Origin of the sequence: Zwartia vadi (genome assembly GCF_030410375.1) — a bacterium.
Classification (GTDB): domain Bacteria; phylum Pseudomonadota; class Gammaproteobacteria; order Burkholderiales; family Burkholderiaceae_B; genus Zwartia; species Zwartia vadi.
In genome coordinates, this window is the sequence record NZ_JAUHHE010000006.1 from 45279 (window position 1) to 67068 (window position 21790).

At 51.2% G+C, this 21790-nt stretch carries 21 protein-coding genes; 12 read left to right on the plus strand and 9 right to left on the minus strand.

Annotated elements, in window-relative coordinates:
- Window positions 1-9 precede the first annotated feature (9 nt).
- A complete protein-coding gene (locus QWY27_RS06630) occupies window positions 10-678 on the plus strand; it encodes a dienelactone hydrolase family protein (protein WP_290195972.1) in 669 nt (222 codons plus the stop codon).
- A gap of 96 nt (window positions 679-774) precedes the next feature.
- Here QWY27_RS06630 and QWY27_RS06635 read toward each other — a convergent pair whose 3' ends face one another.
- Both QWY27_RS06635 and QWY27_RS06640 read right to left on the minus strand, forming a co-directional pair.
- A complete protein-coding gene (locus QWY27_RS06635) occupies window positions 775-2136 on the minus strand; it encodes an MmgE/PrpD family protein (protein ID WP_290195974.1) in 1362 nt (453 codons plus the stop codon).
- An 11-nt stretch (window positions 2137-2147) separates the two neighbouring features.
- The gene (locus QWY27_RS06640; protein ID WP_290195975.1) at window positions 2148-3125 is read right to left on the minus strand and encodes a hydroxymethylglutaryl-CoA lyase; all 978 of its coding nucleotides are present in this window, start codon (window positions 3123-3125) and stop codon (window positions 2148-2150) included.
- A gap of 361 nt (window positions 3126-3486) precedes the next feature.
- Between QWY27_RS06640 and QWY27_RS06645 the strand changes: the two genes are divergently transcribed.
- Genes QWY27_RS06645 through QWY27_RS06660 form a run of 4 tightly spaced genes read left to right on the plus strand, consistent with a single transcriptional unit; the run spans window position 3487 to window position 7986 of the window.
- On the plus strand, window positions 3487-3945 hold the full coding sequence (locus QWY27_RS06645; protein WP_290195977.1) for a tripartite tricarboxylate transporter TctB family protein: 459 nt from the start codon (window positions 3487-3489) through the stop codon (window positions 3943-3945).
- A gap of 16 nt (window positions 3946-3961) precedes the next feature.
- On the plus strand, window positions 3962-5476 hold the full coding sequence (locus QWY27_RS06650; RefSeq protein ID WP_290195979.1) for a tripartite tricarboxylate transporter permease: 1515 nt from the start codon (window positions 3962-3964) through the stop codon (window positions 5474-5476).
- 27 nt (window positions 5477-5503) lie between these two features.
- The gene (locus tag QWY27_RS06655) at window positions 5504-6475 is read left to right on the plus strand and encodes a tripartite tricarboxylate transporter substrate binding protein (protein ID WP_290195981.1); all 972 of its coding nucleotides are present in this window, start codon (window positions 5504-5506) and stop codon (window positions 6473-6475) included.
- Window positions 6476-6498: 23 nt separating this feature from the next.
- Complete coding sequence (locus QWY27_RS06660) at window positions 6499-7986, plus strand: FAD-dependent oxidoreductase (RefSeq protein ID WP_290195982.1); 1488 nt, start codon at window positions 6499-6501, stop codon at window positions 7984-7986.
- Between the two features lie 61 nt (window positions 7987-8047).
- Here QWY27_RS06660 and QWY27_RS06665 read toward each other — a convergent pair whose 3' ends face one another.
- Window positions 8048-8983, minus strand: coding sequence for a fumarylacetoacetate hydrolase family protein (locus QWY27_RS06665; RefSeq protein WP_290195984.1), 936 nt, complete (start codon window positions 8981-8983; stop codon window positions 8048-8050).
- Between the two features lie 288 nt (window positions 8984-9271).
- On the opposite strand from QWY27_RS06665, the gene QWY27_RS06670 reads away from it, so the two are divergent.
- The 7 genes from QWY27_RS06670 (at window position 9272) to QWY27_RS06700 (ending at window position 15894) form a co-directional block, all read left to right on the plus strand.
- Window positions 9272-10261 carry a Bug family tripartite tricarboxylate transporter substrate binding protein gene (locus QWY27_RS06670; protein WP_290195986.1) on the plus strand — a complete coding sequence of 330 codons (990 nt, stop codon included), beginning with the start codon at window positions 9272-9274 and terminating at the stop codon, window positions 10259-10261.
- Between the two features lie 61 nt (window positions 10262-10322).
- A complete protein-coding gene (locus QWY27_RS06675; protein WP_290195988.1) occupies window positions 10323-10853 on the plus strand; it encodes an FAS1-like dehydratase domain-containing protein in 531 nt (176 codons plus the stop codon).
- Entirely contained in the window at window positions 10853-11335 is a 483-nt protein-coding gene (locus QWY27_RS06680) for a hotdog family protein (RefSeq protein ID WP_290195991.1), read from the plus strand. The genes QWY27_RS06675 and QWY27_RS06680 overlap by 1 nt, the downstream gene beginning before the upstream one ends.
- A gap of 26 nt (window positions 11336-11361) precedes the next feature.
- Window positions 11362-12537, plus strand: coding sequence for a CaiB/BaiF CoA transferase family protein (locus QWY27_RS06685; RefSeq protein WP_290195992.1), 1176 nt, complete (start codon window positions 11362-11364; stop codon window positions 12535-12537).
- A complete protein-coding gene (locus tag QWY27_RS06690) occupies window positions 12534-13871 on the plus strand; it encodes a CaiB/BaiF CoA transferase family protein (RefSeq protein ID WP_290195994.1) in 1338 nt (445 codons plus the stop codon). Before QWY27_RS06685 ends, QWY27_RS06690 begins: the two co-directional genes overlap by 4 nt.
- A gap of 12 nt (window positions 13872-13883) precedes the next feature.
- Window positions 13884-14366, plus strand: a complete 483-nt coding sequence (locus tag QWY27_RS06695; RefSeq protein ID WP_290195996.1) for a tripartite tricarboxylate transporter TctB family protein — start codon at window positions 13884-13886, stop codon at window positions 14364-14366.
- A 1-nt stretch (window position 14367) separates the two neighbouring features.
- Window positions 14368-15894, plus strand: a complete 1527-nt coding sequence (locus QWY27_RS06700; RefSeq protein ID WP_290195998.1) for a tripartite tricarboxylate transporter permease — start codon at window positions 14368-14370, stop codon at window positions 15892-15894.
- On the opposite strand, the gene QWY27_RS06705 is transcribed toward QWY27_RS06700, so the two are convergent.
- From QWY27_RS06705 to QWY27_RS06730, 6 genes are all read right to left on the minus strand, one after another.
- Window positions 15872-17110, minus strand: coding sequence for a CaiB/BaiF CoA transferase family protein (locus tag QWY27_RS06705; RefSeq protein WP_290196000.1), 1239 nt, complete (start codon window positions 17108-17110; stop codon window positions 15872-15874). The genes QWY27_RS06700 and QWY27_RS06705 overlap by 23 nt on opposite strands.
- A gap of 27 nt (window positions 17111-17137) precedes the next feature.
- Window positions 17138-17743 carry an MSMEG_1061 family FMN-dependent PPOX-type flavoprotein gene (locus QWY27_RS06710; RefSeq protein WP_290196001.1) on the minus strand — a complete coding sequence of 202 codons (606 nt, stop codon included), beginning with the start codon at window positions 17741-17743 and terminating at the stop codon, window positions 17138-17140.
- Between the two features lie 4 nt (window positions 17744-17747).
- Window positions 17748-18725, minus strand: a complete 978-nt coding sequence (locus tag QWY27_RS06715) for a quinone oxidoreductase family protein (protein ID WP_290196003.1) — start codon at window positions 18723-18725, stop codon at window positions 17748-17750.
- A 31-nt stretch (window positions 18726-18756) separates the two neighbouring features.
- Window positions 18757-19551 (minus strand): SDR family NAD(P)-dependent oxidoreductase, encoded by a 795-nt coding sequence (locus QWY27_RS06720; protein ID WP_290196005.1) that lies wholly within the window; start codon window positions 19549-19551, stop codon window positions 18757-18759.
- Between the two features lie 215 nt (window positions 19552-19766).
- Entirely contained in the window at window positions 19767-20351 is a 585-nt protein-coding gene (locus QWY27_RS06725) for a DUF3501 family protein (protein ID WP_435433452.1), read from the minus strand.
- Between the two features lie 11 nt (window positions 20352-20362).
- On the minus strand, window positions 20363-21700 hold the full coding sequence (locus QWY27_RS06730; RefSeq protein WP_290196009.1) for a heterodisulfide reductase-related iron-sulfur binding cluster: 1338 nt from the start codon (window positions 21698-21700) through the stop codon (window positions 20363-20365).
- Window positions 21701-21790 lie beyond the last annotated feature (90 nt).

Sequence of the window (21790 nt, forward strand, 5' to 3'; positions counted from 1 at the left end):
GAGATCAATATGGGTAAAACAATTCAGCTCAAGGCATCCGATGGTCACGAGTTTGACGCTTACGTTGCAGAGCCCGCCGGCAAACCGCGCGGACTCGTGGTGATCGCACCAGAAATCTTCGGCATCAACAAACATATTCAATCCGTTGCGGATGGCTATGCCGCCGATGGTTATCTGACTGTCGCTCCCGCTTTATTCGATCGCGTCCAGCGAAAGTACGACACCGGCTACTCACAGTCAGAAATCATGGCCGGCGTCGAAGTCATGAAAAAAATGAGCTTTGATCACGCCATGCTCGATGTGGCTGCCGTTCTCGAATTTGGCAAATCCGCTGGTAAAGCTGCAATCGTCGGCTATTGCTGGGGAGGCGTTGTCGCATGGCTTGCGGCGAGCCGCGTACCCGGCTTTAGCTGCTCTGCGCCTTACTACGGTGGCGGCATCCCCAACTTCTTAACTGAAAAGCCACTATGCCCAGTCATGTTCCACTTTGGCGAGACGGACCAGTCGATTCCCATGGAAAAAGCTAAAGCAGTTGTGGCCGCGTATCCAAATGAACAGGCTTTTTTCTACCCTGCCGATCACGGATTTAACTGCGATCACCGCGGCTCCTATCATGCTGAATCCGCCAAACTTGCGCGTGAGCGCACACTTGGCATGATTAGAAAATACGTCGGCTGATCAGATACTGCGCAGAACAAAACAGGGTGAATGCGTGAAGCATTCGCCCTGTTTGTTATTGAAAATAAAAACACCTGACAGTAAGCATCAAGCACATTACTTTTTCCCGGAAGCCAAGCCTGGCAGATCGGAGACCTTGGCAACTGTTTCAAGAGACATGAGCGCATCAAACAAACTCAGGGCTGAAAACTCTGCATTCCCGACACGCGCGCAATCCTCAAACTTGGTCCACAAGTGCTCACGGCTCAGCGGTAAGTCAGGACCGCCTCGCACCGCCACCACCTCCCGACTCTTAATCACTTGTCCATTTTTAAGTTTGACTGTGATCTGATCGAAAGGAGAGTAGCCCGGTAAATCAGGATGTTCGGTTTCATCGGCCTCGACCGATACCTTTTTCATCAAGTCCTGTATATCCTTGCGTTGAACAAAATCATCCACCAGTTCTGTCAAACCCGCACGCTGAGCCACCACGCACGAGGCCATTGCGAACTCCATACTGAACTTGGCTTCAAGACCTGTCTGAGGATTGTGATTGCGCAGCACTTTGGTGTTTCGCAAACTGGTACGTGCGCTGATGCTTTCAATTTCCTCTGGCTGAAAGGATTGCTCCGCGACAAGATCAAGCATTCCATCGAGCGCGCGATGCGTGCAAAAACAAAGTGGGTATTTCTTGACGGATAACTTACTGACTGTCAGCTTCCATTTATTACCAGCCTCAACAGGTGAGGAGACATCAAAACGTGCGCTTGGCGACACTGCAGACAAAAAGCCCTGAGGATGCTCAAGCGCATCAAGCGATGCAGTGAATCCCGCCTTTGCAAGACGCGCTGCCAACACGCCAGACTGAGCAGAACGCCCGGCATGAAAAGGCTTGGTCATCGTGCCAAAGTTAGCCATGATGCCGGCACTCTGAGAGGCACCGAGCGAGATAGCCATTGCACATTGTTCTGCATTGAGCTTGTTTAATGAAGCACAAGCCGCAGCAGCGCCAATCGCACCTAGAATACCTGTCGGATGCCAACCTTTGGTATGGTAATGATCTGGATCGCGCCTTGCGAGTTCAGCCCAGACCTCATACCCGACGGCGTAGGCAACCATCATTTCTTTGCCCGTTGAACCAAGCGCTTGCGCCTCCGCCAAAATAGCAGGTACCAGCACCGTGCTGGGATGGCCTTTGATGGCGACATCATCAAAGTCCAATGCATGTGCAGCGACACCGTTGATCCATGCGGCATCCATTGCACTCGCCGTTCTCGAACCAAACACCAAGGTTGCGGGTCCAGGCGGCGGCGAGAGTACCTGCGTCAGAATTTGCGTCGGCGGCTCCTGGCGGCCCGCGAGCATGACGCCTACACAATCCGCGAAACCGGTATGAATGACCTCAATCGCTGCGGCAGGAATCTGTTCATACTTGAGGTTCGCAGCAAACTCCCCAAGATCCCGAGTAATGTCTGTCATATCAGAACTCCTTAAGCGCTAGCAGCCATTGACTCTTTCACCTTCTGACGCAGACGATCAAGCGAGCCTCCTTTCATGACGGAACCAGGTAGCGGATGACCGACGACTTGCTCGGCCAATAAAGCGGACTCGATGAGTTTCTCCAGATCGATCCCTGTCTCGATCCCCATTTCTTGACACATGAACACCAAGTCTTCAGTGCATACATTGCCCGATGCTCCGGAATGGGAAGCAAAGGGACATCCACCCAATCCAGCCACGGCCGCGTCAAAGATCGCGACCCCCATTTCCATCCCAGCATAGGCATTGGCGATCCCCATTCCACGCGTGTCATGGAGGTGCAAAGACAACTGCAAGTCGGGATATTTATTTCGCACAGCTCCAACCACCTTGCGAATCGAGCCGGGAGTGGCCCAAGCCATCGTATCGGCAAGCGACAAAACCTCCAGCTTGAAATCATGCTCTTCTGACAAATCATAAAACGTTTGAATCATGTCCAATATGCGAGATATCGGGATGTCGCCTTCAAAATTACAACCAAATACCGCCATGATGCTGGCCCGATTGATCGGTACGTTGTAATGCTTAAACATGCCAATCATGGAGCGAACCGCTTCGATGTTTTGCTCAAGCGTGCGCTTTTGATTTCTCAATAAAAACTTTTCTGAGGCAGTCAGTGAAAGAGAACCACGAATATCGAGCTTCTCTGTCGCAATCGCACGCTCTAATCCTTTGTCGTTTAACCAAAGCGCTGTATAGCGCACGCCAGGTTTGCGCTTGAATCCGGCGACAATCTCTGGTGCATCCGCCATCTGAGGCACAGCTTTCGGGCTGACGAAAGAGGTGACTTGAATCTGTTCGAGCCCCGTTTCAGACAAGCTATCAATCAACTCGATTTTGCGGGATGTCGGAATCGGACCCTTCTCAATTTGCATGCCTTCACGAGGGCCTTCTTCAAGAATCCGTACGCGCTTGGGTAAGTCTGACATGTCTGCTCCTGTGTTTTTTTAAACTATAAATAAGTTGAATGGTCGCTCGATACACTATGCATTGAGAGTAATACCAGCATGAATCCGATGTCAACGTCACTCAATTAGGCGCACACTCTGCATGATTGACAAGCATATCGCCACAACCTAGGATGACGTCAGCACTGAGTACGCCTGGGCCCACAGAATGGTCCAGCGATGCAAAATGACGGGAGACCTAGATGCCACGCCGCACTCTAAAAAATCGCAGCACCTTTGATTTGAATATAAAAATCGCCTCGACTGGGCCAAGAGAATACTTTGCCGACATCAAGACGAGTCCACCTAATGGAATTCTTGCTCTTCAAGGGAGGACACACTCATGAATGCTGAGCGTATAGGCGGGCTCTTCTGGTTGTTATTTGGTTGCGCTGCGGCATATGGCGGACTGGGGCTGGAACTTGGGACCATGCAGGAGCCAGGATCCGGTTTCCTCACCTTCGTGGCAGGCAGCTTTGTCGCGCTAATGGCGCTGATTATTGTCGTGCAATCCTACAGGGCAGACCCTGCTACGCAAACGCGAGTCAGCGATCTATGGAAAGGTGTGATGTGGTGGCGCGCATTGGCCATCACGGGATTGATCTTGTTGTTTATTTTTTCATTTGAAACGCTTGGTTTTTTTGTCTGTAGTTTTTTACTACTCGTCATCATCATGCGATGGCTTGAAGGGCTCGAATGGAAAATGTGTCTGCTGGTGCCATCCATCGCGACAGTCAGCACTTACGTCGTGTTTAAAACAATGATGAACATCTCGCTCCCTGCGGGAATTTTCGGATTCTGAGGGGACCGCAGAGATCATGGATATCGCAGACAACCTACTATTTGGCCTTTCAGTCGCGTTTCAACCCCACAACTTATTTTTCTGCTTTCTCGGGGTATTAATCGGCACGCTCATCGGCGTACTACCCGGACTCGGTCCGGTTGGCGCCATGTCCATTTTGTTACCAATCACTTTCGGCATCTCACCCGTTACAGCCATCATCATGTTGTCGGGTATTTATTACGGCGCGCAATACGGAGGATCGACCACTTCGATTCTTGTTGGAATTCCGGGCGAAGCGGCATCCGTTGTCACGATGCTCGATGGACACAAGATGGCACTGCAAGGTCGCGCCGGGCCTGCTCTGGGCATCGCAGCGTTTGGTTCATTTATCGCGGGAACGATCGGCATCATCGGCCTGATGCTACTCGCGCCTCCTTTGGCAAAAGTCGCACTCAAGTTTGGGCCTCCCGAGTACTTTGCGCTCATGATCATGGGCCTTGTGATCCTGACATATCTTGCGCAAAAGTCCATGGTGAAATCCTTAATGATGGCAGGTGTTGGTGTGCTGATTGGCATGGTCGGCATGGATACGATGACGGGCATGCCTCGCTTTACCTTCGATGTGCCGGACTTACTCGATGGTGTCGGCATCGCTCCTCTTGCGATGGGATTATTCGGCGTATCCGAAATCTTGTTAAACGTGGAACGCGTAATTAAACAGGGCGTCGTGGTCAGCAAAGTTAAAAATCTGATGCCTAGCAAAAAGGACTGGCAGGAATCTGCTCTACCTATTGCGCGCGGATCAATCACGGGATTTTTCCTTGGGATTTTGCCGGGAGGCGGCGCAGTGCTTGCCTCATTTATTTCCTATGGTGTTGAAAAGCGTATCTCAAAGACACCCGAGAAATTTGGTCACGGCGCGATTGCCGGAGTGGCCGGGCCGGAAGCGGCGAACAATGCCGCTGCGCAGGCGGCATTTATTCCGCTCCTGACTTTGGGCGTACCGGCGAACGCGGTAATGGGTATTTTGTTGGGCGCACTGATGATTCATGGCATCTCGCCCGGCCCCATGATGATTGAAAAAAATCCTGAACTTTTTTGGGGAACCGTCACCAGCATGTATGTGGGTAACGTCATGCTGCTGGTCCTCAATCTTCCGCTCATTGGACTTTGGGTCAAGCTTTTGCGCGTGCGCTATGCTGTCCTGTTTCCGCTTATTTTATTCATCGCACTGATCGGTGCTTATGTCATCAACGGCAGTGACATGGACCTCTATCTCATGTTGCTGTTCGGCGTGATCGGTTATCTAATGCGCAAGTTCGACTACGAGCCAGCACCTCTCATTCTCGCTTATGTGTTGACACACATTCTTGAGGACTCACTGCGTCAATCTCTCATCATCTCTGGAGGGAGCATGAGTATTTTTGTGACGCGCCCCATTTCGGCAGGGTTTTTGTTTGTATCGCTTGTTTTACTCATCACTGCGGTGATCCCCAGCATCCGTAAAAAACGCAGCGCTTTGGCCGCGACAGCAGATGACAACGCCTAAGCATGCTCATTCACTCAGGAGACAGCCATGAACTTTAAAAATAAATTTCGTTTTGCGACGTTTGCCGCCGCCATGACAACAAGCATGCTGATGCACAGCACGGCTTTTGCAAAATACCCTGACAAACCCATCACGATGTATGTGGCTTTCGCAGCCGGTGCGACGACTGATCTCACCGCTCGCGCGCTCGCGCAAGGCGTGGAGAAAATACTTGGTGTGCCGATTGCGGTCGAGAATAAAGCAGGTGGTGGCGCAACCGTCGCCAACGGCCTGCTGGCCAGCAAAAAACCTGATGGTTACACCCTGCTCGTGACTTCGACGGGCTCCATCACTGTGCGACCACTGCTAATGAAGCTTGCATACAAGCCTCAGGATTTTCAAGTCCTGATGCAATATTCTTTTTACATCGGCGGTCTGGTAGTGCCCGCAGACTCCCCTTGGAAAACAGTCGATGAGTTTGTCGCGCATGCCAAGAAAAACCCCGGAATGACCTATGCCTCCAGCGGTCCGAATACACAGCAGCAAATTGGCGTGGAATCCTTTGCCCGCTGCAAAGGATTGACATTCAAACATGTGCCAACCAAAGGCGGTTCGGCTGCGAATACAGCTTTGCTAGGTAAGCATGTTGATTTCATTGCAGGATCAGGCTCACATATTCCTCTCGTTGAGCAAGGTGCGTTTAGAGAGCTTGTCACGTTCCACGTTGATGCCCGCGATCCAAAGCGTCCGGATATTCCTGTCATGAAAGATATCGGCTGCCCACCGACCAATCCGCCGAACGGCATGATCGTTGTCGCGCCTGCGGGGCTGCCCGATGATATTGCCCAAAAACTGACCGCAGCCTTTAAGACTGTTTCAGAAACACCGGAGTTTAAGAAACTTTTGGAAAAGTATAATCTTGAGTACGCTTACGAAGACGGCAAGTCCGTGCAGTCGAAATTCCCTGCTGAAATTGAATGGTACAAAAAGTACTTTCAAGAAGCTGGCGTGATGAAATAAATCTTTAACCAATGGATAAGCAAATGATTCAAAAAAATGCCCGGCAGATCGACTGGGATGCCGAAGCTGATCTGGTTGTCGTGGGTTTTGGTGGCGCGGGCGCAGCAACCGCCATCACTGCAGTCGAAGCCGGCGCTTCGGTGATCTTGCTGGACAAAGCACCCGAGGGACAAGAAGGCGGCAATACGCGTGTAGCGGCACAGGGCTATCTCAATACATCATCGCCTGAGGGAGCGGCGACGTATCTGAAAGCTCTGTGCGGTCCCTACACCGTACCAGACGACATGATTGAAGTCTGGGCAAAGGAAATGTGCCTGAACAACGAGTGGCTCTCTTCGATTGGTGGCGACCCCCAAGAACATCAGCACGGCACGCATGGGACCGGCATTGAATTCCCCGAACTGCCCGGTTCGGACTGCGTGCATAAATTTCACCATGGAGACATTCTTGGTTATTCAAAGACCTGGGAAATGCTTGCCGAGGCCGTGAAATCCCGTCCTGTCGACATTCGCTATGAATGCCCCGGACAAAAGCTGATTCAAGATCCTTTGTCTCAAGAAGTATTGGGCGTTGTCGCGCTTCACAAAGGCAAGACTTTAAATATCAAAGCCAAAAAAGGTGTTGTCCTCACCTGTGGCGGCTTCGAAAACAATCAGGAAATGATCCGCAACTACCTGACTGGCGTGCCTTACTGCTACACCTCGGGCAGCCCTTATAACGAGGGTGATGGCGTGCGTATGGCAATGGAAATCGGTGCGGACCTCTGGCATATGAACAATTTTGCCGGCCCCTCCATGGCTCTCAAGGTCCCAGAATATCCAACTACGTTCTCAATGGTTGCGCTGCACTTTTCCCATGAACCCAAGGGTGGCATGGTTGTTGTCGGCCCGGACGGCAAACGCTTTACAGATGAAAAATATAAAACCCGCCATGGCAAAGTCGAGCAAAATGGAAAATGGTATGCCATGCGCACACCTTGTCCTATGCACATGATTTTCGATCAAGCCATGTTCGATGATGGTCCGCTCTACGACGGCAAACCCACTCACGGCTGGACGCAAATCATGAGCGGCTACACCTGGAGCAAGGACAATAAAGCCGAGTTGGCGAAAGGTTGGATCAAAACAGCTCCGACCCTCGGGGAGCTCAATCAAAAGCTCGGCCTGCCCGCTGGCAGCCTTGAAGGCACAGTCAAACGCTGGAATGAGCACTGTGCGTCAGGTAAAGATGAGGACTTCGGACGCGACAAAATGGTGCAGCCTTTTGGCTCTGGCCCTTACTATGCGATCGAACTCTCTCCATCCATGCTCAATACGCAAGGTGGACCCCGTCGCAACGCACGTGCCCAGATCGTACGACCTGATGGCACGCCTATTCCTCGCCTTTACAGCGCAGGTGAGTTGGGTTCGATCTTTAGTTATCTGTATCAGGGCACTGGCAACATTGGAGAATGTTTCGCCTTCGGTCGCATCGCAGCACGCAATGCTGTGGCGGATACAGCCTGGTCCTGAGATCGCTCAATGTGATCCCCGGCTGCTGATGGGGATCACTTCACAACTTGACTATTGATTACTATTTGCCGGGTGCATATTTACCGCTCAGTTGCGGCGTATGCACACCGGGCTCTTTTGCTTGTTCGCGCTGCAAACGTGTCTGTCGCGCCCACGTTCGTTTCAAGTCATCCCGCACCTTGAATGTCAAGCGTCCCAAACCCTCCGTTTCAATCTCAATCAAATCACCATCCATGAAAGGATTCAGTCCACGGTGATTGGTTCCGGTTGCCAAAATATCGCCCGGCTCGAGAGTATGAATAGAGGTGACCCATTCAATGCAACGCGGAATATTGTGCGCCATATCATCCGTGTTGAAATCCTGCATGAGCTGACCGTTGTTCCACAACCGGATTTGCAACTTCTGTGGATCCGGAATTTCATCCGCCGTCACGATGTAGGGTCCGATCGGCGCAAAGGTATCGCGTGACTTCATCTGGAAGAAAACATTTCCTTCCGGACCGAGTCCCCGAGCAGAGCCATCAACAAAATTTACATAGCCAAAAATATAAGACATCGCATCTTTTGCCGAAATGTTCTTGGCTTTTTTACCAATAACGAGTGCAAGTTCAGCCTCGCCCTCAAAAATATTTGCCGGTACATCAGGCAACACCATGACATCTCCATCGCCAATGATGCTGCCCGGGGCTTTTTGAAAGGCGTTAATCGGTGCAGGCGCTGTGCGCGTACCATCCTCCATGTAGTTCACCGCCATGCAGTCTATATGGCCTGGCTTTGGCAAAGGTGGGCGAATCCGCACAGACGAAACGGGGATCCCAGCCTGACCTTTAACAAACGACTCGATCTTGGGGCGATAGACGTCAAAATGCTCGATCAGCCCATTGATCCAATCATGAGGTCCTATATGAGGAATATCATGGACAACAGCCGAAATATCGATGACCCGGTCGCCGTTCAGGATACCGAGCTTAAAGTCATCGAAAAAAAGTATTTTCATGTATGAGTCTCCGGAGCACGTTTAAGTTTTATATTGTTCCGTCATTGAAGCACTGAAGCGGGTTCTTTGAACGTCCATATTTTGAGAATATCAGCTAATTACTCTCGCCCATGAAAAACGTTTAGATTCGCCTCTGTGTTTATGCTAGGATAAATTTCAGTCGCTAAGAAGCTCGACAACAGAATCGGCTCGGTGGCTGCTCATTTAAGAGCAATAGATAAAACGATTACGAGACAAACGCTGAATGAAAGCGTACGCCATCACGGCGTGCGATAAGGGGGCATACATATGTTAGGTATACAGAATACTTTTGCATCGATTGCAATCGCTTCTTTGATGACGCTTGCCACGATCTGCTCGAATGCATCGGCACAAACACAAAATTTTCCTAATAAACCAATCAAGATCGTCGTGCCTTTTGTGCCGGGCGGAGGCTCTGATAGCGTCGCGCGCGTGATCGCAAAGGGCATGACAGATTACCTGGGGCAGCCGGTTGTTGTCGAAAACAGGGGAGGTGCCAACACCATTATCGGCACCGAGTATGTCGCAAAGTCCGCACCGGATGGCTACACATTGCTGGTGTGCACAACGGCTTTCGCCACTAACCCCAGTATGTATAAGCTACCTTTCGACACAGTGAAAGACTTCGACCCCGTGACGATGTATCTTGGTGCCGCTCTGGTGCTTGTTGTCAATCCAAATATTCCCGCGACGAATGTGCGCGAACTGATCGCGCTTGCGAAAGCACAGCCAGGAAAACTCACCTACGCTTCTTACGGTGCGGGTGGACCTGGACATCTCTCAGGAGAGCTTTTCAAGCAAATGGCCGGCGTCGACATGCTGCACATCCCATACAAAGGCAGCTCCCCTTCCATCGCTGATGTGGTGTCGGGTACAGCATCGATGTCCTTTGCCGTATTGCAACCAGCCTTGCCGCTTATTAAATCAGGCAAACTGCGCGCGCTGGGTGTCGTGATGTCGGAACGGGCTTCCCAGCTGCCTGATGTGCCAACGATCGGCGAAACCTTGCCAGGCTTTTTAATTACCGGATTCAATGGCCTTTGTGCGCCGGCCGGAACGCCACCGGCAGTTTTGGCTAAACTAAACGAAGCCATTACAAAAGTTGTCACAACACCTGCAGTCAAAGAACAGTTAATCAGCGCCGGCAACCCTGTGCTCGATCGTCCGCTACCGCCCAAAGAATTCGCTGAGTTCGTCAAGATCGATATTGAAAGATGGCGGAAAATCGTGACCGACGGCAACGTAACATTGAAATAACTTTTCGATACTGCATTCAATCAAGACCGAACATCGTTTATTCCAAACCAAGAGGCTCAGCATGTCTGCTCTTACCGATTCGCTCAAGAAATACATCGGCATGCAATCTGAAACCGAGATTGCATGCGATCAAGTCGAACGTGGCGCTGTCCGACGCTACGCTCAAGCCATCATGTATGAAGATCCGATTTTTAATACGACTTGCCCTAATAATTCGCGCTACGGTGGCCCAGTCGCTCCCCCGCTTTTCCCGACGCATATGTTTCGTCGTCCATTTGGTGCACCGGATCCCATTCAGGAAAACGCCCATAACGCTGACTTCGATGGCATTGTGGCAGCGACAAGCTCGCAAGGACTTCCCGCTATCGAACCTTTGGCAGGCTACGCACTATTAAACGGTGGGTCGGAAATAGAGTTCTTTCGTTACGCGCGTCATGGTGAAACCGTCAAACTGACCTCACGTTACGCAGACATTACTGAAAAAGAAACAAGCAAAGGCCCAATCGTATTGGTGGTGACTGAATCAGAGTATCGCAACACTGAAGGCGAACTCCTCATTCGCACACGTCGCACGCAGATCAGGAGAAAATAATGGCACTTGGCACAACACCTTACTTTGAAGATGTCGTGATTGGCGCCGACATTCCAGGCCTTGAAAAAGGTCCTCTCACAACAGCACATCTCATGCGCTGGTCTGCCGCAATGGAAAACTGGCACAAGATCCACTATGACAAGCCTTTTGCGATGGAGCATGACAAGCTGCCTGGTTTGTTGATCAACGGATCACTCAAACAACAATTCGTGATGCAGATGCTTGCGGACTGGGCGGGACCAAATGGCTGGGCCTGGAAAGCAGGATTCCAGTTTCGTGCGATGAACCTTGTCGAGGAAACGGTTCGCGTGTGGGGTCGCGTAACGGGCAAACGCGAGGGCCCTGATTTTGGCCTGATTGATATCGAACTCGGAATCATCAATGATGCCGGAAAAGAATCGACACCCGGAACGGCAACTGTTGCACTTCCTTATAAAAATGGAAAACCGCTGCCATATCCATTTGTAGCGCCCAAGCTCTAGTCAATATGCAAATAGAGGCAGCTTGAATGGAAAATCGCCATCCTGACGGCGCCTTGACCGGGCTGAAAGTTCTTGATTTGACGCACGGCATTGCCGGGCCCTTTGCAGCTCGTCTCCTCGGAGACCATGGTGCCGACGTCATCAAAATCGAGCGACCTGTCTGTGGTGACTTTGCCCGCACCTTGGCCCCTCTCAAACACGACGCACCGTTTCCAGAGCAAAGTTTATTGTTTCAATATCTAAACTGGAACAAGAGGAGTCTTGCTCTGGATCTACGTCTGCCGGAAAACAAACCTTTATTGCGACGTCTCGTTGAACAAAGCGATATCGTGATCGAGAGTTTTCGACCCGGCCGTCTCGATGCATGGGGACTCGGCGTGGATCAGCTCCTGGACTGGAAACCGACTCTTGTCGTCACTTCGATTACAAATTTCGGTCAAACAGGCCCTTACGCACAGTATGCGGCGAGCGATCTGACTCTCCAAGCATTAAGCGGCATCATGCAAATCAGCGGTCGAGTGGATCGGGAGCCACTTAAACACGGGTTATCGCAGTCATTCTACTGTGCTGGACTGACCGCTGCCTATGCGTCAATCATGGCCTATACCGCTGCGCAAGCAGACCAGTTTGGAGAGCATGTCGATGTATCCATCCACGAATGCCTCGCCTCCGAACTTGTACTCAACGAATCTTATTATGCTTTTTTAGGTGCGGTACAAGGTCGCCGGGCTGTTGTGCAAGATCCTTTTGCCGGGGAACCGATTCCAACGCGAAAGGGCTATCTTGCTTTTCAAACCGGTGGCGGCGCACCCTTTGAAACCTTTGCTGAACTTTTTGATCGACCTGAATTTCTTGAGAAAAAATTTTCGAGTCCGCCTGAGCGAGAAAAGCGGGTGCCTGAAGTCAAAGCACTCCTCGAAGAATGTGTCGCTGATCGCGATGCAAAGGAGGTATTTCTGGCTGGAGCCCAGAAACGATTGTTGCTGGGGGTTGTCCAAAATGCAGAGGACCTACTGTCATGCGAGCATCTCAAAGAGCGTCAGGCTTTCATCGAACTCGATCACCCTGCTGCGCAAACCAATATGCGCTTTCCAGCAGAGCTCGCCAAACTTTCTCTAACACCGACATCGGTTCGGCGGCGCGCTCCCTTACTCGACGAACATCGTAACGAGATACTCGCCTGGATAAGGAGCGCGGGATGAAAAAAACTACTCTCCCCTTAAGCGGTGTTCGTGTCCTCGATCTCTCGTATGTATTCGCGGTGCCTTATATGGCAGGACTACTCAGCGATCTCGGTGCAGAGGTCATCAAAATTGAAGCGCCTCACAAACTGGATCAAACGCGGGGAAGAGCCTTTGGTCCATATCTGGACAATGATCCCGCCCAAGACCCTTGGAATCGATCCGGTATTTTTTATGTCGTCAATCGCGGTAAAAAATCTCTGGCAATTGATCTCAGTCGCTCCGAGGGTCAAGAAATATTTCGAGAGCTTGTTGCCAAAAGCGATATCGTGCTTGATAACTTTACGCCTCGCGTTCTTCCCAAATGGGGCTTGAATTACGACTCTCTTAAAAACATCAATCCTGCTCTGATCATGCTCTCCAATACTGGCTATGGCTCCACTGGACCGTGGGCATCCTTTCCCAGCCAAGGTACGACACTCGAAGCTACCATGGGGATTACTTTTTACACAGGCTATCGAGGCGATAAACCATGGAAAGTCGGTCAGTCATATCCTGACTTTATCGCCTGCTGGTCTGGCTTGAACGGTTTATGGGCTGCGATTGCGCACAGAAACAAGACAGGCAAAGGCCAATGGATTGACGTTGGCATGTATCAGCTCGGCGTTGCCCTGATTCCGGAACCTTTACTTCAAAAGCAACTGGATGGCACTGAACCCGACCGGATTGGTAACGAACACGCAGAGCATGTGCCTAGCAATCTGTATCAAACTCAAGGCGATGATCAATGGCTTGCGCTCACTGTACAAACAGACAAACAATGGGCGGCTCTGGCCGAGCTCATGCAACACCCTTCACTGGCGCATGATCCTCGATTCAGTTCAGCTGTGAGTCGAAGGATCCATCGGGATGTCGTCAACGATCTGGTCGCAACCTGGTGTCGCACTCTCGATGGTGAAGCGCTCTTTGAACAACTTCAAGCCCGTGGAATTGCCGCTGGCCGCGTGTTAAATAGTCGGGATTTGCTAAAGAATCCTCACCTGAAACACCGACAGTTTTATGAGTCGGTTCAACACCCTGAACCGATTGGAGAACGACCCCTCATCGGTCGGCCCTACAAGTTACGCTTTCGAGACGCTCGTATCAAAAAGCCAGGCCCCCGCTTTGGAGAAGATAACGACAACATTCTCAGAGATATTCTGGGGAAAACCCCCTCCCAAATTGCTGCGCTTAAAGCATCTAATGTGGTGTCTGATTTACCGACCAATCCTGGTTTGTCAGGCACGATGGATACCGAGTCAATGTTGAAATTAAAAACATTAGTCGCTGTCGATCAAGACTACCGTAGTCTCTAAGGAACGCGCGCGATGCAATCAATCAGTCGAAGTCAGGGCTACATGGGTGCGGGTATTCTAGGCATATTATTGTCTGCTGGTTACCTGCATAAAACCCTCGAACTACCAATGGGCGAGATGGATCAGCCAGGTGCTGGCGTCTTTCCTTTGTTGATCGCAGGCATCCTTTTCTTAGCAAGTATCTCTGCGCTATGGGAGGGCTGGAAAAATCGTGCGCATACTGAGGCGCTTGATCTTCCCAAAGGTGAAGATGGAGTACGTCTAGTTAAACTTGTTGCGCTTCTCATTAGCTACTTTGTCGCAATTCCTTGGTTAGGATTCGCTTTAAGCAGCGTTTTGTTTTGTATCCTGCTGATTCGTCTGCTTTCCGCTCTGTCGTGGCAACGATGTGCAGCATACGCAGTGATCATGACCGCGGTGGTCTATTTGATCTTCATCACAATACTCAAGGTTCCAATGCCTGCCGGCATCCTTGTCGAACTATTCAGGAGCTGACATGGAAGCAGTCAATGGTCTGCTATATGGGCTAGGTGTCGCCTTTACCTTCAACAACCTGCTCGCAGCGCTTGTCGGAGCACTCGCAGGCACACTCATCGGCGTTTTACCAGGCCTTGGTCCCACCGCCGGCATCGCGATGATCCTGCCTTTGAGCTACGCGCTGGATCCAACAAGCGGGTTGATCATGATGGCCGGCATGTATTACGGAGCGATGTACGGAGGCTCAACCACTGCGATTCTAGTCAATATGCCTGGCGAATCGGCCTCCGTCATTACCTGTATCGATGGCTACAAACTCACCAAAAAAGGACGCGCTGGTGCAGTACTCACGATCGTAGCGATCGGCTCTTTTGTCGGCGGAGGATTATCTGTCCTTGGCGTGATGCTATTTGCCCCTGCGCTCGCAAATCTCGGCGTACTGTTTGGTCCCGCAGAGTTTTTTGCCTTAACCGCAGGCGGTTTGCTCTTGTTCTCGCGAATTTCCGGAGGCACGCTTGCCGCTGGGATCTTTCCAATGGCCATTGGTCTCATGCTCAGTACGGTTGGCCAGGAAATGGTCACTGGCGCTGATCGCTTCACCTTTGGCGTGCAGGACTTGACGCTTGGAGTTGAGCTCGTTGCGCTGGTGGTCGGACTCTATGGCGTGACTGAAATCATGTCGGTGGTTGAATCTTTACGTAAACAAGGCAAACCTATTCCAGTCAGACTCAAAGAAATGCTGCCCTCGCGTCAAGAATGGCGACGCTCTTGGGGGCCTTACGGCCGTGGCACAGCGATAGGATTTGTCCTTGGTTTACTGCCAGGGCCATCGGCCACAATGGCGAGCTTTGCCTCCTATCGCTTGGAAAAAGGAGTGTCTAAATATAAAGAACAGCTTGGCGAAGGCGCGATCGAAGGCGTTGCAGGCCCCGAAACCGCCAACAATGCGGCAGCAACTTCATCAATGGTCCCCTTGCTCGCTTTAGGCATACCGTTTGGTTCAGTCACGGCCCTGATGCTTGCCGCCATGATGGTCCATGGTGTTCAGCCCGGTCCGATGATGATGAGTGCGCATCCAGAAGTATTCTGGGGTGTGATCGCCTCCATGCTGGTTGGCAATGCCATGCTGGTGATTTTGAATATTCCTCTGATTGGTCTCTGGGTGAGCCTCTTGAGAGTACCCAATCATGTTTTTCTTCCCATCATCTTGATGGTCGCTACTGTTGGTTGCTACAGTGTGCGCAACAGTATGGTGGATGTATACATGCTGTGGATGATCGCGATGATTGGATATGTCTTACGCAAGTTGGAGTTTCAGCTCGCTCCTCTGGTTGTGGGAGTCGTGCTCGGTCCACTGATAGAAAAGCATTTGCGTGAAGGCTTGTTTATGAGCCTGGGAGATGTATCGGTTTTTTATACCAGCCCGATCGCAATCGGGATCTGGTCTGTCGTCATCCTCGTTTTACTTCTCGAGCCTCTACGAGCTCTTTACGGAAAAATCTTTGGCGTTAAAGTCAAAAAACTTATCCCTGAGAGCTCTGAGTAGTCTCGACCTTAATCCAGCCTGGATCCAAACCAATCGCACCTTGAGCCGCCAAGGTCTGGATGCGCGTCTCTGGGTAGCCCATTTCAGTCAGTATCTCAGCGGTGTGCTGACCCAGGCGCGGAGGGGGCAGGCGGATTGACCCGGGCGAGTCACTAAACTTGATCGGCAAACCCGCCATGGACATCATCCCCAAGCCTTCGAGCTCAATTTCCTGAACCATGTCGCGTGCATGAACCTGAGGTTGTTCAATCACCTTGTCAATTGTGTTGACAGGAGAACAGGGCACATCATTTTCTTTCAGACGTTTTTCCCAATAAGCCAAAGGCTGCTTGATAATCTCTGCGCCGATCAGTTGGATCAGCAATGGTCGATTCAAAGAACGCATCTGGGGATCAATAAAGCGAGGATCTTCAAGCCAACTTGGCTGATCAAGTGCCGCGCATAATCCTTTCCACATCCGCTGATTAAAAGCAGAAATGACAATCCACTGATCGCTCGCTTGATAGGCGCGATAAGTCGGGCTCGTCAACGCACCGCTTCCACTCGGACCGGGAACCTCTCCACTTGAAAAATAACGCGTGAAGAATTGAGCCAGCATAGACATGTGCCCCTCAAGCAAAGACGTATCCACACGCTGTCCACGCCCTGTGCGGTGACGGGTCTCAAGCGCCATCATCACACCGATGGCGCCGAACATCCCACCTCCCACATCCGCAACAGACATGCCCATTTTTGCAGGGCTTCCTTCGGGATCACCCGTGATACTCATTGAACCTGCGTAGGCCTGCATAAATAAATCGTTGGCTGGCTCTTTGCTTAATGGGCCCGTCGCTCCAAACCCACTGATGGCACAGTAAATCAAACGAGGGTTGACGCGGGACAAACTTTCGTAATCCAGGCCGAGTCGCTCCAAAGCGCCTACCCGATAATTATGAACAAGAACATCGGCCTGCTCGATCAACTCGCGCGCAATCTTGATGCCCTCTTCAGTTTTGAGATCAAGCGCCATGCCTCTCTTATTGCGGTTTGCGGCGGCGTAGTAATAGCCCATGGATCCATGAAAATATGGTGACCAGGCACGGCTATCATCGCCAACCCCCGTGCGCTCGATCTTGATAACATCCGCGCCATAGTCTCCGAGCAACATGCCACAAAAAGGACCGGCCATCGCCACACTGATTTCAACAACCTTGATGCCTGCAAGTGGTGCTGTCATATTTGTCTCGTCCATATTTCCCAAGTTTTATAATTCTTTTTGATATCGCAACATGATTTCTTCATGGGTTTCAAACACACCCTCTACAGCCGCCTGTTCATTAATCATATCAACCATTGTCGGCAAGCAACTGCGATCGATCTGACTGGCGCCATCCCACAACCTTGAGCGCATAAACGCTTTGGCGCAGTGCAGATACGCTTGCTCGACACCGACGCGGATAACAAGCTTGGGCGCACGAACCTCTGTCGTACACACGCCAATCTCCTCGGGATCGATACTCAGTGCTGCCGTGCCGTTCACGCGCAGCGTTTCATCTACACCAGGGATGAAAAACAACAAACCAAGACGACCAGTATGGATAATATTTTCCAAGGTATCGAGTCGATTATTGCCGGGCGAATCCGGTATCAGTAAGGTCTTCGCATCAAGAACCTTGACGAAACCGGGTGCGCCGCCCCGCGGCGAAGCATCCAACACCTCATCGGCGCCCACACTCGACAAGACGACAAAAGGAGACAGGCTGATGTAGTGCTTGCAATGCCTATCCAGTGCCGCGAGTTGCTTTTTAACAGCACGCTCTTTGGGCGCGGCATAAAGCGTTCGTAATTGTTCGAGTGTTTGAATTCTCATGGCATCAGTCTAACGTCGCAACAATTTTTCCAAAATGTTTGTTTGTGCGCATGCGTTCGAAAGCCTGTGCGATGTCTGCAAACGCGTAGGTACTGTCGATTGGAAGAGACAGCTTTCCGGACTCTATAAAAGCGCCCAAATCACCGAGGGCGAGCGAAGTGATGCTGCGCACTTCCTCCACGCTTCTTGTTCTGAACGTCACACCTGTGTATTTGATCCGCTTGAGCGCGTGCAAATCAAAATCAAACTCGGCAAAACGTCCGGCCATGCGACCAACGTTCACAATGCGACCCAATATTGCGCACGCTTCGAGATTTTGTGTCGCGAAAGGTCCGGAAAGTTGATCGATGACCAAGTCAACGCCCTTTCCACCATTGGCTTCGATGACGCGCTGGGGCCATTGCGGGTCACTATTATCAACTGCAAAATCAGCACCGTAGTTTGTCAATTGTGCGCGTCGCTCAGCTGTGGTGGACGTACCGATGACTGTCTTGGCACCCATGACTTTTGCGATTTGCATGGCCATGAGTCCAACGCCTGAAGAAGCGCCCTGTACCAGCACGGACTCACCTTTACGCAACTCACCGACCGTGACGATGGCATTGTGCATCGTCTTGATTGCGATGGGCAATGTGACGGCTTGGGCAAAGGACATTGAAGCATTTGGAATATCTATCACGCGACCCCAATCGGCCACAGCATACTCGGCATATCCAGAGGTCCCAGAACACATGACACGGTCGCCTGGCTTAAAGCCGCGCACTCGCGCACCCACTTCTGCAACTTCTCCAGACCATTCGATACCAGGGATCGCACCGACTCCACCGACATTTCCGTGTGCGCCCCCAGCCAACACACCCAGGTCGGCGCGATTCAGTCCGCATGCTCTGACTTTAACCAATACTTGTTCGGGGCCAACAGTAGGCTTGTCAACCTCAGCGATTTCAAAACCACTCTTTGTCACGACGACTGCTTTCATCATTTAACTTCCTGTTCAGATAGGTGGAATGCGTTCAACGTGTAGCTGAGATAATGCCCCCGTCCACGACAATAGTCTGTCCGGTGATGTAGCGCGCCTCATCACTGGCTAAAAAGACGACTGCGTGCGCGACATCCCACGACTCGCCCATGTAGCCTGCTGGAACTTGCTTGTGACGATGCGCGACAAATGCCTCGAAATCACCTTTTGCATATTTGTCAGCCAGACGCTTGACCAGTGGCGTGAACATGAGCCCCGGCGCGACGCTATTGAGACGCACGCCACGATCGGCATAAATCACACCGGTTGTCTTCATCAATTGCTCGAGTGCTGCTTTGCCGGCGGCATAGCCAACTTGTGGTTTACCGATGTAACGGTGTGCCGCAACAGAAGAGATGCTGATGATGGATCCGCCACCCTGAGCCGCCATGGTAGGAAGCACATACTTGCAAGCAAGAAAGGCTCCTTTGACATTGACATCCATTTGATCGTCCCAGGTCTCTTCACTCATTGAAACAGGATCGCCCGGCTCAGAACGTCCAACGTTGTTGACCAAAATATCTATTCGTCCGTATTGTGCAAGACAGGCATCCACGAGTTTTTTCACGTCATCGGCTTGTGTTGCGTCTGCCACCATGACATGCGCTTGCCCGCCCTCCTCGTTGATGATCCGTTGGGTTTCGCGCGCAGCTTCAAGATTGAGATCCGATCCGAAAATGCTGGCGCCTTGTCGGGCCAGTGCCACTGCGATCGCCTTGCCATTACCCCAACCCTCGCCCAGTGTGCCGCAACCAGTGACGAGTGCAATCTTGCCATCTAACCTGAACATGATGTCCCTTGTGCTTGTTGTTGTCCTTAAAGCCATAATACCCGCGAGGCTCAGTCGGAGCAAAAGTCTTTTTAAAAGCTTACGCGTCGAACATCAAATTATGCGTCCATCTGGTGAAATTTCACTCTCGCTGATCGCCAGCACAGTAAAAAAACTGGCCCGAACATTGCTGCTCGGGCCAAAAACAATACTGCTCGCGAAATACTATGCGCGCATCAAGTCAAATCATTCACCAATGAGGCAAGCGTATCATCGGGCAAGGTCTCGACATGCATGGGATACTCTTTATGATCGCAACCCACCATCATTTGCGCACCAGCCTTGAGCGACTTTTTCATTTCTGGTGTCAGTTCAAAACGCATGAAGTGAACTGAAGATGTTTTGTCCGCGGTTGTACGGTCCAAATCTTCGTTTGCAATCGCATACACGCGAGGCTGCCCTTCAACCTGAATAAACATCTTGTGTTCGATGCCCAATAACTTCGCCAAGGCCAGACGACGCTCCGCTTCGTTAGGGTATTCCAACATCATGGTTGCTTTGAAATTCGAACCATCTGGCACAAGCGGATTGTATGCACCCAACTCGTCCTGAATGCCCTCTTCGTCGAAAATCTTCTCGACGCGCAACATTTCCTGGATCTGATAGCGCATCAATAACTCGCTTTCAAACAACAGATTCAGGTGTTCGCCCAATCGAACGCTACGCTTGCGGCGCTCTTCGATCGCCTGCTTACGCATTTCCGGACGGGCTTTATGATAGGCCTCAAGGGTCATCAAACTTTCACGCGTAATTTTGCTCATTTCCATTTCCTTTACAGACCGTATGCTTTAGCGATCAAGGTGAGAGGGTGAGCCATCTCAGCTTTCGCCAAGCCGTTTTCTTCCATACCTTGCTCGATGTGATGGCCAGCAAGCTGGCAATCCGAGCTGATGTAATCGGGCGTGTTGTTCGCCATTGCTTTAAAAACAGGTTTCCCGATCTTCATCGCCTGGGCATGAAACTCTTTCTTGACGCCCCAGGTTCCGGAATGTCCGGAGCAACGCTCAACCACATTGACCTCCGTACCTGGAACGAGCTTCAATGTCTCTGCCGTCTTTTTGCCAACGTTTTGCACCCGTGAGTGGCAAGGGATGTGATAGCTCACATGACCGAGTTCTTGTTTAAAGTCCGTCTTAAGCAAACCGTCTCTGTTTCGCTCAATGAAGTACTCAAACGGATCCCACATCGCCTCTTTGACCAGTTGAACATCCTCTTCCTCAGGGAACATCAAAGGAAGCTCTTGTTTAAACATAAGAGTGCAGGAGGGAATCGGTGTGACAATCGCATAGCCCTCGCGCGCGAGTTTCGCGAGCTTGGGAATATTTTTGTCTTTGTTTGCAGCAACAGACTCAAGATCACCAAGCTCGAGCTTGGGCATGCCACAGCAAGCCTCTTTATCAACCAGCTCATAAGGAATCTGGTTATGCTCAAGAATCTTAATCAGATCCTGTCCAATACCTGGCTCGTTGTAATTTATGTAGCACGTTGCATAAATTGCAACCTTGCCTGGAGTCTTGGCGCCATCTTTCACAGGCCAAGCGGTCGAAGCCGTCGCCAGTTGAGGAAAGGTCTTAGGCGCGTACTCAGGTATCCAGGCTTTTTTATCTACGCCGAGTGTGGACTCCATAGCTGAGCGCATAATCCCTGTGCGATTCAATGCGTTGACAGACTCCGTCACGATTGGGATACCGGCAAACATACCCAACTTGTCAGTCGAGGCCAACAGCTTGTCGCGCATTTTGACATCGCCTTTCTTGAACTTGACGGCTTTAGCGCGCAGCATCAAGTGAGGGAAGTCAAGATTCCAGGGATGTGGTGGCACATAAGGACACTTTGTGACATAGCACACATCACAAAGGAAACATTCATCTACGACCTTGTCGTAATCTTTCTTGTCAACACCATGCACTTCGCCGTCATCGGTCGCATCGACAAGGTCAAACAGTGTCGGGAACGAACCACAGAGGCTCAAGCACCGACGACAGCCGTGGCACATATCAAACACACGCTCCATCTCTGTGTGCAGTTTTTCCTCGTCATAAAAGTCGGGGTTGGTCCAATCCAACGGATGACGGGTGGGTGCCTCGAGACTACCTTCGCGGTTTGACATAGCGGATCCTTAATTTTGTCACCCTGTAAGAGGGTGCAACGAAAACAAATGTGACCAGCAAAGCCGGCCACAGATCTAACTGTTCGAAGG

Coding starts and splice junctions, on each gene's coding strand:
- QWY27_RS06635 (WP_290195974.1), bottom strand. CDS start 2,136: ATGACAGACATTACTCGGGATCTTGGGGAGTTTGCTGCGAACCTCAAG.
- QWY27_RS06715 (WP_290196003.1), bottom strand. CDS start 18,725: ATGATGAAAGCAGTCGTCGTGACAAAGAGTGGTTTTGAAATCGCTGAG.
- QWY27_RS06655 (WP_290195981.1), top strand. CDS start 5,504: ATGAACTTTAAAAATAAATTTCGTTTTGCGACGTTTGCCGCCGCCATG.
- QWY27_RS06670 (WP_290195986.1), top strand. CDS start 9,272: ATGTTAGGTATACAGAATACTTTTGCATCGATTGCAATCGCTTCTTTG.
- QWY27_RS06680 (WP_290195991.1), top strand. CDS start 10,853: ATGGCACTTGGCACAACACCTTACTTTGAAGATGTCGTGATTGGCGCC.
- QWY27_RS06640 (WP_290195975.1), bottom strand. CDS start 3,125: ATGTCAGACTTACCCAAGCGCGTACGGATTCTTGAAGAAGGCCCTCGT.
- QWY27_RS06650 (WP_290195979.1), top strand. CDS start 3,962: ATGGATATCGCAGACAACCTACTATTTGGCCTTTCAGTCGCGTTTCAA.
- QWY27_RS06660 (WP_290195982.1), top strand. CDS start 6,499: ATGATTCAAAAAAATGCCCGGCAGATCGACTGGGATGCCGAAGCTGAT.
- QWY27_RS06705 (WP_290196000.1), bottom strand. CDS start 17,110: ATGACAGCACCACTTGCAGGCATCAAGGTTGTTGAAATCAGTGTGGCG.
- QWY27_RS06700 (WP_290195998.1), top strand. CDS start 14,368: ATGGAAGCAGTCAATGGTCTGCTATATGGGCTAGGTGTCGCCTTTACC.
- QWY27_RS06675 (WP_290195988.1), top strand. CDS start 10,323: ATGTCTGCTCTTACCGATTCGCTCAAGAAATACATCGGCATGCAATCT.
- QWY27_RS06725 (WP_435433452.1), bottom strand. CDS start 20,351: ATGAGCAAAATTACGCGTGAAAGTTTGATGACCCTTGAGGCCTATCAT.
- QWY27_RS06710 (WP_290196001.1), bottom strand. CDS start 17,743: ATGAGAATTCAAACACTCGAACAATTACGAACGCTTTATGCCGCGCCC.
- QWY27_RS06665 (WP_290195984.1), bottom strand. CDS start 8,983: ATGAAAATACTTTTTTTCGATGACTTTAAGCTCGGTATCCTGAACGGC.
- QWY27_RS06730 (WP_290196009.1), bottom strand. CDS start 21,700: ATGTCAAACCGCGAAGGTAGTCTCGAGGCACCCACCCGTCATCCGTTG.
- QWY27_RS06695 (WP_290195996.1), top strand. CDS start 13,884: ATGCAATCAATCAGTCGAAGTCAGGGCTACATGGGTGCGGGTATTCTA.
- QWY27_RS06645 (WP_290195977.1), top strand. CDS start 3,487: ATGAATGCTGAGCGTATAGGCGGGCTCTTCTGGTTGTTATTTGGTTGC.
- QWY27_RS06690 (WP_290195994.1), top strand. CDS start 12,534: ATGAAAAAAACTACTCTCCCCTTAAGCGGTGTTCGTGTCCTCGATCTC.
- QWY27_RS06630 (WP_290195972.1), top strand. CDS start 10: ATGGGTAAAACAATTCAGCTCAAGGCATCCGATGGTCACGAGTTTGAC.
- QWY27_RS06685 (WP_290195992.1), top strand. CDS start 11,362: ATGGAAAATCGCCATCCTGACGGCGCCTTGACCGGGCTGAAAGTTCTT.
- QWY27_RS06720 (WP_290196005.1), bottom strand. CDS start 19,551: ATGTTCAGGTTAGATGGCAAGATTGCACTCGTCACTGGTTGCGGCACA.